Source organism: Rhizobium sp. SL86 (genome assembly GCF_026672545.1).
In the GTDB taxonomy this organism is placed as follows: Bacteria; Pseudomonadota; Alphaproteobacteria; order Rhizobiales; family Rhizobiaceae; genus Neorhizobium.
Genome location: NZ_JAPPRJ010000009.1, coordinates 100,449 through 114,540 on the forward strand (window position 1 = coordinate 100,449; position 14,092 = coordinate 114,540).

Here is a 14,092-nt window from a genome sequence, read left to right on the forward strand (position 1 = left end):
CGGCAGCCCCCATCATTTCCGCGGACTGCGCGGTTTTGGGTTCGTCTCGTGGTTTGATACCACGAGACTGACTGGCGCATGGTCGCTGGTCTTGGCCTTCTCCGGCAGCGTTGCGTTGATCCGGTCGTGGATCTCGTGTTCCACGACACCGGACCGCGGTTGAACGATGAGCGGCCCCAGGCCCCGCCGGCTCAGCGCCTCGGTAAAGGTGATGTGGTCGAGCAGGATGGTCGGTGCGCGGGTCGGATCGAGCTTGTCCTCGAAACGCGCCGTCCAGCGCAGATCCTGCGGATAATCGAACAGCGCGTGGTTGAGGAATTTCCGGGCGAAAAACACGTCCCCCTGCAGCACGCCGATCAGATCGTGCAGCAGATATTCCCGCTCCAGCAATTCCTTGCCCGGCCCGTCGTTCAGATCGCCGATGACGAAGATGATCGGGATCTCCTCCTGCGCGAACCGCTTGTCGATATAATAGCGCACATCACTTGCCTCGGTGGTCAGTTTGGCGCGCGCCACATGCGCTTTGGCCATGAACCAGGTCACATCAGGCCGCGCGAAATAGGCCTCGTTGCTTTCGGAGGCCTTGCGGGTCGGGACGTTCTCGCCGATGTGCTTGCTCTTGAAGTGGCAGCCGACGATCTCCACCCGGCGCCCTTCATAGGTCATGACCAGCACTTGCGGGTGGCGGTAATGGTCATGCTTGTGGCGGATATTGGCGCCGACAGTCTCGGTCTCCTCATCGAGTGAAGGGGCGGAAAAGAACCATTTCCCGTTGCTGTGGCTGCCGAATGACGCGTCCTGCGTATAGGATTTCCAGACCGAGAGATCGAGAAGATGAACATTGCGCCCGTCAGCCAAAGCCGGTTTGACGAGGAACCACATCCATTGGTGACCCTCTGTGCCATAGGCGCGGTCGTCGGTGCCCGGATGGCGGATGAGGCGGTATTCCTTCAGATATGTGTCCACGAATTCCTGCATGGCCTCGGCGCCGGGTACGCCCTCGACGAGAAAGAGGATATCGGCATCCATTTCGAGGACCTCAAGCCGGAGGGCATCAAGTTTCGCCCTGGCATCCGCCATGCTGGGACGACGGCCGGCAAAGCCCTTCGAATTCTCCTCAAAGCGGCCGCTCACAACGCCGAACGAATCGACCAGCCATTCCACATTCCACGATGTCAGTTTGAATGCCCGCGACATGTCTTGCCCCCGAGGTTTACCTTGAGATCGGTGCGGGAGAGCCTAGCACAAACACACGATAGACGTGTGTCATGATTGGGGAACGCGGTCGAAAGATCGTCGGGTAGCAACTGCAGATATGCGTTTTATTCTTGAACACGAAAGAGACGATGAATGTTCTTCGATATGTAGAGGAAAGATGTGGATCATTCATTCATGCAGCATTCATTCGACGGAAATAGTATAGGTTATGCGGGTGAGTGGAGGAAAAGCTTGCCTGTGCCAAATCTTCTCTTTGTCTCACATTTTATATCGGGGTCTGTCCAATGAAGACGCTTGTTCTCGCGCTCGGCCTTGCCGTGTGCGCAGCAATTCCTGCATCCGCCAGCGATTATGCATTTCGCCTGCACAATCGCGCCGAGGGTTACACCATCAACGGATTTTACACCTATCAGAACGGCCAATGGAGCGATAACTGGCTGAACAGCCGCATCCGGCCGGGCGAGGCCGCCGATATGGACTGGTTCAGCAATGAGGGCGATTGCGTCGTGCCCTTCCGTGTCAGCTGGGACAATTACGGCGCCGATGACTTCAAGATAGACTGGTGCAAGGGCGTCGACAACATCTACATGAAGGACAAGGGCTTCAGCTGGGATTGATCCCGCACCGAAGTGCTTGTCCTTCAGGCGTGCCGGTTGGGGGGCTTGCCGGCACGCCACTTCAAACATCGGGGGTCAAAGGGGCTTGATCAGGCCCTTGTAGGCCTCCTGCAATTGCTGCATGCGAACCGCATAGGCCTTTTGCAGGCAGTCGGCATCACCGCCGCAGGCCTGGCGCGTCTTCAGCCAGGCCGACTGGTCGTCGCGCAGGATGTCGCGATTGCCCATCGGCATCAGGCCGGTCAGAAGCTCGAAGGTCGTCGCCATCTTCACGTCCATGTCGTTCAGGCCACGGTCCTCGCAGATCACCTTTTCATCCGCGGCAAGATCCGGGCGGTCACAATCGAAACTCGCCGCCTGCGCCTCCGGTGCTGGTGAAGAGAAGGATGCCGCAGCCGCCACCAGCAGGGTGAGCGCGGTTGCCCGCAACGTGATGGAAATCATGCCTGTCGTCTCCGTTGTCGCGGATGACTACGCAGCAGCCGGGATTCGGTTCCAGAGAGCGTTTTGACGGCGCCCGGTCGCTTGGCTTTGGCCAACAGCCTTCCTATCTCTTGGCGCACTGCCGGAGGAATCTCTCCATTTTCGGCCATCTTTCATTTCTAGCCTACCGCGCTAAAAGTCCAACTGCCGGTCATTCAAGAGGAATCATATGCCAAGCCTGCAAAAGAGCGTTACCGCCTGTCTGCTTCTTCTGACGATCGTGCTGCCCTTGCCGGCGCTGGCTCAGGACAAGTCCGTTCCGGCGAGCCGCGCCGAGATGCAGCTCTCCTTTGCGCCGCTGGTCAAGCAGACGGCCGGTGCCGTCGTCAACGTCTATGCCGAGCGCGTGGTTCAGCGTACCAACCCCTTTGCCGGCGATCCCTTCTTCGAGCAGTTCTTCGGCCAGCGGATGCCGAACCGTTCGGAAAAACAGTCGTCGCTCGGCTCCGGTGTCATCGTCTCCCACAATGGCCTGGTGGTCACCAACAACCACGTCATCCAGGGAGCGGACGACATCAAGATCGCGCTCGCCGATGGCCGGGAATTTCCCTGCGAGGTTCTGCTGAAGGATGAAAGCGTCGATCTCGCGGTATTGAAGATCAAGGCGAAGGAAGATTTTCCGGTGCTTGCGATCGGCAATTCCGACGCGGTCGAGGTGGGGGATCTGGTGCTGGCCATCGGCAACCCCTTCGGTGTCGGCCAGACGGTGACAAGCGGCATTGTCTCGGCCCTTGCCCGCACCCAGGTGACCGACGGCGATGTCGGTTTCTTCATCCAGACGGATGCCTCGATCAATCCGGGCAATTCCGGCGGCGCGCTGATGAACATGAACGGCGAGCTGATCGGCATCAATACGGCGATCTTTTCGCGTGGTGGCGGTTCGAACGGCATCGGTTTTGCGATTCCGGCCAATCTCGTCAAGGTGTTCCTGACGGCTGCGGAACAGGGCAAGAAGAGTTTTGAGCGGCCATATGTCGGCGCGACCTTTCAGGCGGTCACCTCCGATGTCGCCGAGGCGCTGGGCCTCAAGGCGGCGCGCGGGGCGCTCGTGGTGGCCGTGACGCGCGGCAGCCCCGCCGACAAGGCGGGCGTGAAGCCCGGCGAAGTGGTGCTTGCCGTCAACGGCATTCCCGTCGAACACCCGGATGCGCTCGCTTACCGGTTGACGACGGTCGGGCTCGGTGGAACGGCGGCGCTGACGGTCGCCGAAGGGCGCCAGGAGCGGCAGCTGGAGCTCGCGCTTGGCGCTGCACCGGAGACCGTTCCGCGCGATGAGCGGCTGATCGATGGCCGTAATCCCTTTGCGGGCACGAAGGTCGCCAACCTTTCGCCGCGCATCGCGACCGAACTGCATCTGCCCTCCGACAAGACGGGCGTCGTGATCACCGATGTGGTGCGCGGTTCGCCCGCCGCACGGCTTGGTTTCCAGCCGGGGGACATCATGGTGGCGATCAACGGCGATCCGGTGCCGTCCACCAAGGCGATGGAAGCGCTGGTGGCCGATAATCCCGGCTTCTGGCGGGTCGAGATCGAGCGGGGTGGCCAGCGCATCCGCCAGTTCTTCCGATGAGCGGCGATCTGTTTGCATCGCGCATTCCAGACGCGGTCGCGAGCCGACGGCCGCTCGCCGATCGCCTGCGCCCGACGACACTCTCCGAGGTCACCGGCCAGCCGCATTTGACCGGCGAAGACGGCGTTTTGCGCCGGATGATCGCTTCGGGGTCGCTCGGTTCGATGATCTTCTGGGGACCGCCCGGCACCGGCAAGACGACGGTGGCACGGCTTCTCTCCGGCGAGGCGGGGCTGGCCTTCGAACAGATCTCGGCGATCTTTTCCGGTGTCGCGGACTTAAAGAAGGTGTTCGAGGCCGCCCGCATGCGCCGCCTCGAGGGCCGCCAGACGCTGCTCTTCGTCGACGAGATCCATCGTTTCAACCGCGCCCAGCAGGACAGTTTTTTGCCGGTAATGGAAGATGGCACCGTCATCCTGGTCGGCGCCACGACGGAAAATCCGAGTTTCGAGCTGAACGCCGCTCTTCTGTCGCGCGCCCGTGTTCTGACATTCCGTGCCCATGACGAAGAAAGCCTTGCGGAACTTCTGTCCCGTGCCGAGCAGGCGGAAGCACGGCCGCTGCCTTTGACCGGTGAGGCGCGTGCGGCGCTCGTGCGCATGGCGGACGGCGATGGACGGGCGGTGCTGACGCTTGCCGAAGAGGTGTGGCGTGCAGCACGCGATGGCGAGGTCTTCGATACCGAGGGCCTCACACGCATCGTGCAGCGCCGGGCGCCGGTCTATGATAAGGCGCAGGACGGGCACTACAATCTGATTTCCGCCCTGCACAAGTCGGTACGTGGGTCCGATCCGGATGCCGCACTTTATTACCTCTGCCGGATGTTCGATGCGGGCGAGGATCCGCTTTATCTCGGCCGGCGGCTGGTGCGTATGGCGGTGGAGGATATCGGCCTTGCCGATCCGCAGGCGCTTGTCATCTGCAATGCGGCGAAGGACGCTTATGATTATCTCGGTTCGCCCGAGGGAGAACTGGCGCTCGCCGAAGCCTGCGTTTATCTCGCGACCGCGCCGAAATCGAACGGCGTCTATACCGCCTACAAGGCGGCGATGCGGGCGGCCAAGGAACACGGCTCGCTGCTGCCGCCAAAGCATATCCTGAATGCGCCCACCAAACTGATGAAGGGCGAGGGGTACGGCGACGGTTACCTCTACGATCACGATCAGCCGGATGCCTTTTCCGGCCAGGATTATTTTCCGGAAAAGCTGGGCCGGCAGACCTTCTACGATCCGCCGGAACGTGGTTTTGAACGGGAAATCCGCAAACGCCTGGACTGGTGGGCGAAACTGCGCCGCGAACGCGGCGGCAGCTGACGGCTCAGCCGGTCAGGACGCCTTCTGCTGGCGGGGTGCTGCAGCCGCCGGTGCGGCGATCATCTTGACCGAGGATTCCGCCAGGCCCGCATGACCTTCCGCATCGACGATCAGGTGCCAGTGACCGCTTTCCGGGATCACGATGCGCACCGGCGATTTTTTCGCGACGCCGCCCGTGTACTTGAAATCCAGTTTTTCGGAGAAGCGCTGGAAGTTGCCGGGCGTCAGCAGACGCACATTGTTGACCGCCGACAGCGTGACTTCGACCGTGGTCCCAGCGCGGAGCTGCTTGAGATCATAATGGGTGAAGCGGAAAGTCTGAGCTGCCATAAAAATCCTCCGTGGTCTGCCATGTTGCGGCGAGATTAGATCCCGGAAGTTAAGGAACGGTGGAACCAAACCACCAAGCTTTCGTTGATTGTTTGAGCGACGGCAAAGAGCCTCGCGCAGAATACGGACCCGGTTCCCCTGCTACGGTCCACAAAAACGAGAAGAATGACTCCAGTCTACTACCCCCGTTTGCGTCTCCCCTGCGCAGGCGGGGGTTTTCTTGTTGTGTCGCCGCCTGCAACCTTGAAGCCATCGCCCGGATGACAACGAGGGAAGGGATTCCCGCCTTCGCCGTCCGCCGATCCGTTTCCGCCGACCTCTGGCGGATAGAGGCGTGGCTGCCCTATAAGGATCGCCATGTTCGATCAATCTCGCCATCGGCCTGTCGCGGTCTTCTGTCGCCTCTCTTGTGTCGTGCTTGCCAGCGCATGGGCGTGTGCAGCGCCTGCCATTGCCGCCGATGTGGAGAAGGGCAGGGCGACCTATCGCACCGCCTGTGCGTCCTGCCATGCCGTCACCGACGATGCGAACATCTTTGGCCCGCACCTGAAGGGCGTTTACGGTCGCCCGGCCGCAAGCGTGGCGGACTATGCCTATTCGGACGCAATGAAGGCCGCGGGCGAGGGTGGTCTCGTCTGGGACGAGGCGGCGCTGTCAACCTTTCTGTCAAAACCGTCGAAGCTGGTGCCGGGCACCAAGATGCGGTTTTTCGGGTTCTGGTTCCAGTCCGAGATCGATGACGTGATCGCCTATCTGAAGGCCAATCCGTAAGGCGCAACGGCACGTTTTCCACAGGCTCACGCGGGCGTGACCGTCGAAGGCGGCACTTCCTTGTGGCCCGGCCCGTCTGGTTAAGGATGTGTTTATACATTCGTGAAAAATGAATGGGTCAGGTGCGGGACATCTCTGCGGTGAAGGGGCCAAGTGGGCCGCAGACCGTGATCCCGGGGCGGCAAAGCCCGATGTTTCGCCTGCGCGTCCACCGCATGCAGGCTGTGTATGGAGTTTTCGACATGAACAGATACCCGCTTGCCCTGGCCTTCGCGGCCACTCTTCTTTCCACTGCGTCCTTCGCCTCGCTTGCCTCCGCCGCCGACCTCACCTCCTATCAGGCGCCGCCGAGCTACAGCGAACCCACCTCCTCCGGCAGCGACTGGACCGGCGCTTATGTCGGTGCGCATGGCGGTGTTGCCTCGCGCAAACTCAACCTGTTTTCCGGCGGCAATGGCGGCGTCGTTGGCGTCCAGGGCGGCTACAATGCCGATGTCGGCGGCATGGTCGTCGGCGGTGAGGGCGAAGTGTCCTACCTCGGCGATACCGAGGTGAAGGTCAACGGCGGCAGCCTGAAGGAACGCCACCGTCTTGCCGTGAAGGGCAAGGCCGGCATGCCGCTCGACCAGACGCTTGTGTACGGAACGGCCGGTGTGGCGATGACCAACATGCGCGACAACGGTGCGGTGTCCGGTCCGGATGGCTGGAAGCCCGGTTACATCGTCGGTGCCGGCATCGAGCAGAAGCTGAACGAGAAGATTTCCGCCAAGGTGGAATACAACTACACCAGCACGCCGAATGTGCGCAGCACCGTTGCCGGCGTCAGCTCGGAAAAGGACGTCAGCGATCACGCCGTCCGGCTGGGCCTGAACTACAAGTTCTAAGTGCCCGTCCGGTTTCGGACGACTGAGTTCCGCGGCTCTCCCGGTTTTCCGGGGGAGCCGTTTTTGATGAAACGGGCCTGCCGGCCGTATTTTTGCCATACACCGCCGCTGACTGCCCCTTTCGCCGCGGCGCTGCCTTTTTGCCAGTGTTAGTCTTGCGCGCGATTCGCCGCCTCCGGGGTGGAGGGGTGACGCGCGGTTTCGATCGAAGGAGAATGGAATGACCGACGCCAAGAGCGGTATTTCTGCATTGCGGCCGCACATCACCGTCATTGGCGTGGGCGGCGGCGGCGGCAATGCCATCAACAACATGATTACCGAGGAACTGGCGGGCGTGGAATTCATCGCCGCCAATACCGACGCGCAGGTGCTCGCCACCTCGAAGGCGACCCGCCGCATCCAGCTCGGCGCGCATGTGACCGCCGGTCTCGGCGCCGGTTCGCATCCGGATGTCGGCCAGGCGGCGGCGGAGGAATCGATCGAGGAGATCATGAACGAGCTCGCCGGCTCGCACATGTGTTTCGTCACCGCCGGCATGGGTGGCGGCACCGGCACGGGGGCAGCCCCGGTGATTGCGCGCGCCGCCCGCAATGCCGGCATCCTGACGGTCGGCGTGGTGACAAAACCCTTCTCCTTCGAGGGCAACCGCCGCATGCGCATGGCCGAAGCCGGCATCGAGGCGCTGCGCGAGGCCGCCGATACCGTCATCGTCATTCCGAACCAGAACCTTTTTCGCATTGCCGATGCCAAGACCACCTTTTCCGACGCCTTCATGACCGCCGACCGCGTGCTGTTTGCCGGTGTCGGCTGCATCACCGACCTGATCGTCAAGGAAGGCCTGATCAATCTCGATTTTGCCGACGTGAAATCGGTCATGCGCGGCATGGGCCGGGCGATGATGGGCACCGGCGAGGCGGAAGGCCAGAACCGGGCGATGCGCGCGGCGGAAGCGGCCATCGCCAACCCGCTGCTCGACGACATTTCCGTCCACGGCGCCCGCGGCGTGCTGATCTCGATCTCCGGCGGCTCCGACATGACGCTGTTCGAGGTGGACGAGGCGGCCAGCCGCATCCGCGACGAGGTGCAGGACGAGGCCGACATCGTCGTCGGCGCCATCTTCGACCGCAACCTCGACGGCCGCTTCCGGGTGTCCGTGGTGGCGACGGGGCTCGAGGGCCGGCTCGCGGCCTAAGGGCTTTCGGGGGCGGTGTTTGCCCCTCACCCTAACCCTCTCCCCGTCTGGACGGGGAGAGGGGACGTGCCCCGCGCCGGGGTATGGTTTCCCGGATCGCTCGGTGCCTGATCCGGTGAACGTTTGCCTTGGTCGCAGGATTGCCATCGCGCGTATGGCAACGGATTCTCTTTCCGGTTTGCTTGCGTATTTGAGAGAACGGTCAACGCGCACCACGATAGCGCAAGACGGTTGACCGCCCTGACCGCCCTGATCGCGCTGGCGGCTTGCTCCGCCGCCGTGGCTCACCCTAACCCTCTCCCCGCCTGCGGGGAGAGGGTTAGGGTGAGGTGCTTTACGGATGCAGAGGGAGCCGACCTGGCTCAAACACCAGCGAGTGTCTCGCCCTTGCCCAGCGCCGCAGCCGTGTCCTCCGGATGGGCGGCAATCACCTTGAGGTAAGCCCGCGCCGTATGGTCCGGCACGGAGCGGCCCTGTTCCCAGTCACGGAGCGTGCCGAGCTTTCTGAAGGGGAACGTGCAAATTCACCGTTTCAGTGTCGTCGTCATGGGGCTCGTGTCGCGCATTATCATTTTCCACATTTTCTCCCTCTCTAGGAGAACGAGTTCATAAAGCCTAGCTTCCCATTCGGCGTCGTGGCTAATGCAGGCATCCTTGAAGCGTTCAAGATCGTCGTGCCTCTGCTGAAGTGTTGCGGGTTCCTCCTGGAAAGTGGACATTGCGTGGGCATTGACTGCGCGCAACTGATTGATCGTGATGTAGTTTGTCATAACTGCCGATATCCTGTTGAGGTCTGAGTGGTGCGGCCTAGAGTTCAGCATCGATTTGGAGTTGCCGCTCCTCCGCTCAGGAGGAGCTAGCCATCCCATTATTCTATAGTGCACCAGATTATATCTGTTCTCTTTATGTTCTTTTCAAGGGAGTAACCGCGGATATGGAGGCGCCTATCGGCGCCATTCCTTCCACTGCGCTGTCTGAATTCTCTACCAAAGCTCCGGATACAGATCTCGCCAGTCCGGATTGAAGCCTTCGATCAACTCGATCTTCCATTTTCGATACCAGCGCTTCAGGGATTTTTCCCGCTGGATCGCCGTGGCGATACTGTCGTGTTCCTCATACCACACAAGAAGATTGCATCCGTATTTGCTGGCGAAGCCCGGAGCGATCGCTTCGCGATGTTCCCAGATCCTGCGCTCGAGGTCGGAGGTTACGCCAATGTAGAGCGTTCCGCGTTTGTGGTTGGTGATGATGTAAACATATCCCGCCATACGTGCATCATGCTCGTGCGTGGATCCTCGGGTCAAGCCCGAGGATGACAACCGCGTGAGGCTTGCCTGAGGATGGCGAGAACGTTGGGCCCCGAGGATGATGACCGCATAAGGTGTTTCCATGGATGATGCTCTCTAAAGTCTCTGCCGTGGAGCATCGTCGTTAGAGATCTGGCGGAGGATGATCCCTGCCGAGGCGAACTGCAGGTATCTCCCTTTTGGCGGATGAGGGGCATGTCTTGGGTGGGTGGCATCTCCCATCCTCCGTCATCCTCGGGCTTGACCCGAGGATCCACACACAAGCCGCCGTTCGTCCCATTCGGTTCACCCGCGCTGGGACTCGCGCTCAAGGATATTTTTGATAGAATCAAATCGGCCCGAGGTTTCCCCCGGGCCGCATTTTCGTCAATCCTCAGCCAATCAGCTGCACCCGCTCGTGGCACCACAAGTATCGCACTTCTCGCACGTCCCATTCCGCACCATCGTAAAGTTCTGGCACTCGGAGCACATGTTGCCCGTGTAGCCCTGCGCGATGGAGCGCATGCGGCGTTCGGCTTCCACCTTCTTGGCTTCCGACTTGGCGGTTGCGGCGTCGGCGGCGGCCTTGTCGGAGAAGAGGGCGGTGGCGGCCTGCTGGCTTTCATCGGCAACCACCTCGTCGGCGATCTCTTCGGCCAGTTCTCGTGCCCGCTCTTCGTAGTCACGCTTGAAGGAGACGACTTCCGAGGTGGAGATGGCGAGCGTCGGTTCGAGCTTGCGGGCGGCGGAGCCGGCGAATGCCGTCACATTGCCGCCGACGGAGGCCTTGGCCGGTGCCGCGCTCAAGGAACCTTTCGGTTCGTTGGCCGCGATCCGGTCGGCGCCGCCGGAGACCAGCATCGGCTTGTGGCCGCGGGTCCAGCCGGTCGAGACGAGGTTGGTCTTGCCCTCCTGGATGCCCTTGCCGAGCGCCGTGTTGGAAAAGTCCGACGTATCGACATGTGCGAGATCGTGGCGGCCGAGATAGGAGACGGCGAGTTCGCGGAACACGTAGTCGAGGATCGACGTGGCGTTCTTGATCGCGTCATTGCCCGTCACGATGCCGGCCGGTTCGAACTTGGTGAAGGTGAAGGCCTCCACATATTCCTCCAGCGGCACGCCGTACTGGAGACCGAGCGAGATCGCGATGGCAAAGTTGTTCATCATCGCACGGAAGGCAGCGCCTTCCTTGTGCATGTCGATGAAGATCTCGCCGAGGCGGCCGTCGCCGAATTCGCCGGTGCGCAGATAGACCTTATGCCCGCCGACATTCGCCTTCTGGGTATAACCCTGGCGGCGGTTCGGCAGCTTTTCCCGCTCGCGGGTCACGCGCTCGATCACCCGTTCGATGATCTTTTCGGTGACCGTGACGGCCTGGGCCGCGGCCGGAGCCTGGATCAGATCCTCGAGCGCATCCTCCTCGTCCTCATCCTCGATCAGCGAGGCATTCAGCGGCTGGGACAGCTTCGAACCATCGCGGTAGAGCGCGTTGGCCTTCAGCGCCAGCTTCCAGGAGAGCATGTAGGCCGCGCCGCAATCCTCGACGGTTGCCTCGTTCGGCATGTTGATCGTCTTGGAGATCGCGCCCGAGATGAAGGGCTGGGCGGCCGCCATCATGCGGATGTGGCTTTCGACCGAAAGGTAACGCTTGCCGATCTTGCCGCAGGGGTTGGCGCAATCGAAGACCGGCAGATGTTCGGCCTTCAGGAAGGGCGCGCCTTCCAGCGTCATCGCACCGCAGACATGGATATTGGCGGCCTCGATGTCCTTCTTGGCAAAACCGAGATGCTCTAGGAGATTGAAGCTCATGTCGGAGAGCTGATCGTCGGAAACTTTCAGCGTGTCCTTCAGGAAGTCGGCACCGAGCGTCCACTGGTTGAAGACGAACTTGATGTCGAAGGCGGCCTTCAGCGCGCCGTTGACGGCTTCGATCTTCTCATCGGTAAAGCCCTTGGCGCGCAGCGTCGAAGGATTGACGCCCGGCGCCTGGTTGAGGTTGCCGTGGCCAACCGCATAGGCCTCGATCTCGGCGATCTGGCTTTCGGTGTAACCGAGCGAACGAAGGGCTTGCGGCACCGCACCGTTGATGATCTTGAAATACCCGCCACCGGCAAGCTTCTTGAACTTCACCAGCGCGAAATCGGGCTCGATGCCGGTCGTGTCGCAGTCCATCACGAGGCCGATCGTGCCGGTCGGCGCAATCACCGTCGTCTGGGCATTGCGGTAGCCGTGCTTTTCGCCGAGTTCCAGCGCCTTGTCCCAGGCAGCCTTGGCATGGGCGACGAGATCCTGGTCCGGGTTTTCCGCATGGATGAGCGGCACCGGATTGACGGAAAGGCCTTCGTAACCGGTGAATTCGCCATAAGCCGCGCGGCGATGGTTGCGCATGACGCGCAGCATGTTGTCGCGGTTCGGGGCAAAACCCGGGAAGGGGCCAAGCTCGGACGAAATTTCCGCCGAGGTGGCATAAGCGACACCGGTCATGATCGCGGTCAGCGAACCGGCAATCGCGCGGCCTTCCGCCGAATCATACGGAATGCCCGAGGACATCAAGAGGCCGCCGATGTTCGCGTAACCAAGGCCCAGCGTGCGGTACTGGTAGGAGAGTTCGGCAATCTGGCGCGAGGGGAACTGCGCCATCATGACGGAGACTTCGAGAACGACGGTCCACAGGCGAACGGCGTGTTCGTAATCGCCGATGTTGATGCGCTTGGTCTTGGCATCCTTGAACTGCAGCAGGTTCAGCGAGGCCAGGTTGCAGGCCGTGTCGTCGAGGAACATGTATTCCGAGCACGGGTTCGAGGCGCGGATCGGGCCGGCCGCCGGGCAGGTGTGCCAGTCGTTCATCGTGGTGTTGAAGTGCAGGCCCGGATCGGCAGAAGCCCAGGCAGCGTAGGAGATCTTTTCCCACAGGTCGCGCGCCTTCAGCGTCTTCATCACGCGGCCGTCCTTGCGGGCGGTCAGATTCCACTCGCCATCGTTTTCGACAGCGCGCAGGAAATCGTCCTTCAGCGAGACGGAATTGTTGGAGTTCTGGCCGGCAACCGTCAGGTAGGCTTCCGAATCCCAGTCCGTGTCATAGGTCTTGAACTCGAGGTCCTTGTAACCCTGCTTGGCGAACTGGATGACTCGCTTGACGTAGTTTTCCGGAACCTGGTCCTTTTTGGCGGCGCGGATTTCGCGCTTCAGCGCCGGGTTCTTCGTCGGGTCGAAGCAATCGTCGCCATCCGCCTCGCAGTTGACGCAGGCCTTCATGATGGCCTTCAGGTGCTTCGACACGATCTTGGAGCCGGTGACGAGGGCTGCCACCTTCTGTTCTTCCTTGACCTTCCAGTCGATATATTCCTCGATATCCGGGTGGTCGATGTCGACGACGACCATCTTTGCCGCACGGCGGGTGGTGCCGCCCGACTTGATGGCGCCGGCGGCCCGGTCACCGATCTTCAGGAAGGACATGAGGCCGGAGGAACGGCCGCCCCCGGAGAGCTTTTCGCCTTCGCCACGCAGATAGGAGAAGTTCGAACCGGTGCCGGAGCCATATTTGAACAGGCGCGCTTCGCGCACCCATAGGTCCATGATGCCGCCCTCGTTGACGAGGTCGTCCTCGACGGACTGGATGAAGCAGGCATGCGGCTGCGGATGTTCATAGGCCGACTTGGACTTGGTCAGCTTGCCGGTGAAGGGATCGACATAAAAATGGCCCTGGCCGGGGCCGTCAATGCCATAGGCCCAGTGCAGGCCGGTGTTGAACCACTGCGGGGAATTCGGGGCAACGCGCTGGGTGGCGAGCATGTAGGCGAGTTCATCGCGGAACGCGGCCGCATCTTCTTCGGACGAGAAATAACCGCCCTTCCAGCCCCAGTAGGTCCAGGTGCCGGCGAGACGATCAAAAACCTGACGCGCATCGGTTTCCGAGCCGTAACGCTCGTTTTCCGGCAGATCCTTCATGGCCTTCTCATCAGCCACCGAACGCCACAGGAAGGAGGGAACATTGTTCTCCTCAACCTTCTTCAGGATCTTCGGAACGCCGGCCTTGCGGAAATATTTCTGCGCCAGAACGTCGGTCGCGACCTGGGAAAACTGCGCCGGGACGTCGATGTCCGCGAGGCGGAAAACGACCGAGCCGTCCGGGTTGCGGATCTCGCTGGTCGCCTTGCGGAATTCGATCTCCGCATAGGCTCCTGCGCCAGGTTGGGTGAAGCGACGTTCAATGCGCATGTCTCTCGTCCTCGTTGCCGCGCCCCGCTAGGCGCAAAAAATCCTGTCGGCGGCGATCGCTTCAGCGACCCGCAGCCGTGTCCATGTCAACTCGAATGGCAAATCATCCGTGGATGGTCGACCTGTATCTTGTAGGCATCGTGGCTGCAAACACTAAATATAGCGTAAAGACAGTTTTCCACCAAGCCCTTTGCTGCGCCGGGAGATCGA

General features: G+C 61.4%; 12 protein-coding genes and 1 pseudogene. 6 read left to right on the forward strand and 7 right to left on the reverse strand.

The annotated features are described in order from the left end of the window. Positions 1-12: 12 nt before the first annotated feature. Positions 13-1,197 (reverse strand): endonuclease/exonuclease/phosphatase family protein, encoded by a 1,185-nt coding sequence (locus OU993_RS23720; protein ID WP_268161380.1) that lies wholly within the window; start codon positions 1,195-1,197, stop codon positions 13-15. 305 nt (positions 1,198-1,502) lie between these two features. On the opposite strand from OU993_RS23720, the gene OU993_RS23725 reads away from it, so the two are divergent. Continuing rightward, positions 1,503-1,835, forward strand: a complete 333-nt coding sequence (locus tag OU993_RS23725; RefSeq protein ID WP_268161381.1) for a hypothetical protein — start codon at positions 1,503-1,505, stop codon at positions 1,833-1,835. 75 nt (positions 1,836-1,910) lie between these two features. On the opposite strand, the gene OU993_RS23730 is transcribed toward OU993_RS23725, so the two are convergent. Then, entirely contained in the window at positions 1,911-2,279 is a 369-nt protein-coding gene (locus OU993_RS23730) for a lysozyme inhibitor LprI family protein (protein WP_268161383.1), read from the reverse strand. A 208-nt stretch (positions 2,280-2,487) separates the two neighbouring features. On the opposite strand from OU993_RS23730, the gene OU993_RS23735 reads away from it, so the two are divergent. Further along, positions 2,488-3,888 (forward strand): DegQ family serine endoprotease, encoded by a 1,401-nt coding sequence (locus OU993_RS23735; RefSeq protein WP_268161384.1) that lies wholly within the window; start codon positions 2,488-2,490, stop codon positions 3,886-3,888. Next, positions 3,885-5,201 (forward strand): replication-associated recombination protein A, encoded by a 1,317-nt coding sequence (locus OU993_RS23740; protein ID WP_268161385.1) that lies wholly within the window; start codon positions 3,885-3,887, stop codon positions 5,199-5,201. The genes OU993_RS23735 and OU993_RS23740 overlap by 4 nt, the downstream gene beginning before the upstream one ends. Before the next feature lie 12 nt (positions 5,202-5,213). On the opposite strand, the gene OU993_RS23745 is transcribed toward OU993_RS23740, so the two are convergent. Beyond that, positions 5,214-5,531, reverse strand: a complete 318-nt coding sequence (locus tag OU993_RS23745) for a DUF1883 domain-containing protein (protein WP_268161386.1) — start codon at positions 5,529-5,531, stop codon at positions 5,214-5,216. 357 nt (positions 5,532-5,888) lie between these two features. Here OU993_RS23745 and OU993_RS23750 point away from each other — a divergent pair, with 357 nt between their 5' ends. The 3 genes from OU993_RS23750 (at position 5,889) to ftsZ (ending at position 8,378) form a co-directional block, all read left to right on the forward strand. Beyond that, the gene (locus OU993_RS23750; RefSeq protein ID WP_268161388.1) at positions 5,889-6,302 is read left to right on the forward strand and encodes a c-type cytochrome; all 414 of its coding nucleotides are present in this window, start codon (positions 5,889-5,891) and stop codon (positions 6,300-6,302) included. A gap of 242 nt (positions 6,303-6,544) precedes the next feature. Next, positions 6,545-7,186, forward strand: coding sequence for an outer membrane protein (locus OU993_RS23755; protein ID WP_268161390.1), 642 nt, complete (start codon positions 6,545-6,547; stop codon positions 7,184-7,186). Between the two features lie 220 nt (positions 7,187-7,406). Then, a complete protein-coding gene (ftsZ, locus tag OU993_RS23760) occupies positions 7,407-8,378 on the forward strand; it encodes a cell division protein FtsZ (protein ID WP_268161391.1) in 972 nt (323 codons plus the stop codon). Between the two features lie 362 nt (positions 8,379-8,740). Here the strand turns inward: ftsZ and OU993_RS23765 are convergent. The 4 genes and pseudogenes from OU993_RS23765 to OU993_RS23780 all read right to left on the reverse strand — a co-directional run. After that, a pseudogene (locus tag OU993_RS23765) lies at positions 8,741-8,878 on the reverse strand (helix-turn-helix domain-containing protein); the annotation flags it as partial. Between the two features lie 24 nt (positions 8,879-8,902). Continuing rightward, positions 8,903-9,148, reverse strand: a complete 246-nt coding sequence (locus OU993_RS23770; RefSeq protein WP_268161393.1) for a hypothetical protein — start codon at positions 9,146-9,148, stop codon at positions 8,903-8,905. A 213-nt stretch (positions 9,149-9,361) separates the two neighbouring features. Next, positions 9,362-9,646: a GIY-YIG nuclease family protein gene (locus tag OU993_RS23775; protein ID WP_268162514.1), complete on the reverse strand. Its 285-nt coding sequence runs from the start codon at positions 9,644-9,646 to the stop codon at positions 9,362-9,364. A 420-nt stretch (positions 9,647-10,066) separates the two neighbouring features. Beyond that, positions 10,067-13,882, reverse strand: a complete 3,816-nt coding sequence (locus OU993_RS23780) for a vitamin B12-dependent ribonucleotide reductase (RefSeq protein WP_268161394.1) — start codon at positions 13,880-13,882, stop codon at positions 10,067-10,069. Positions 13,883-14,092 lie beyond the last annotated feature (210 nt).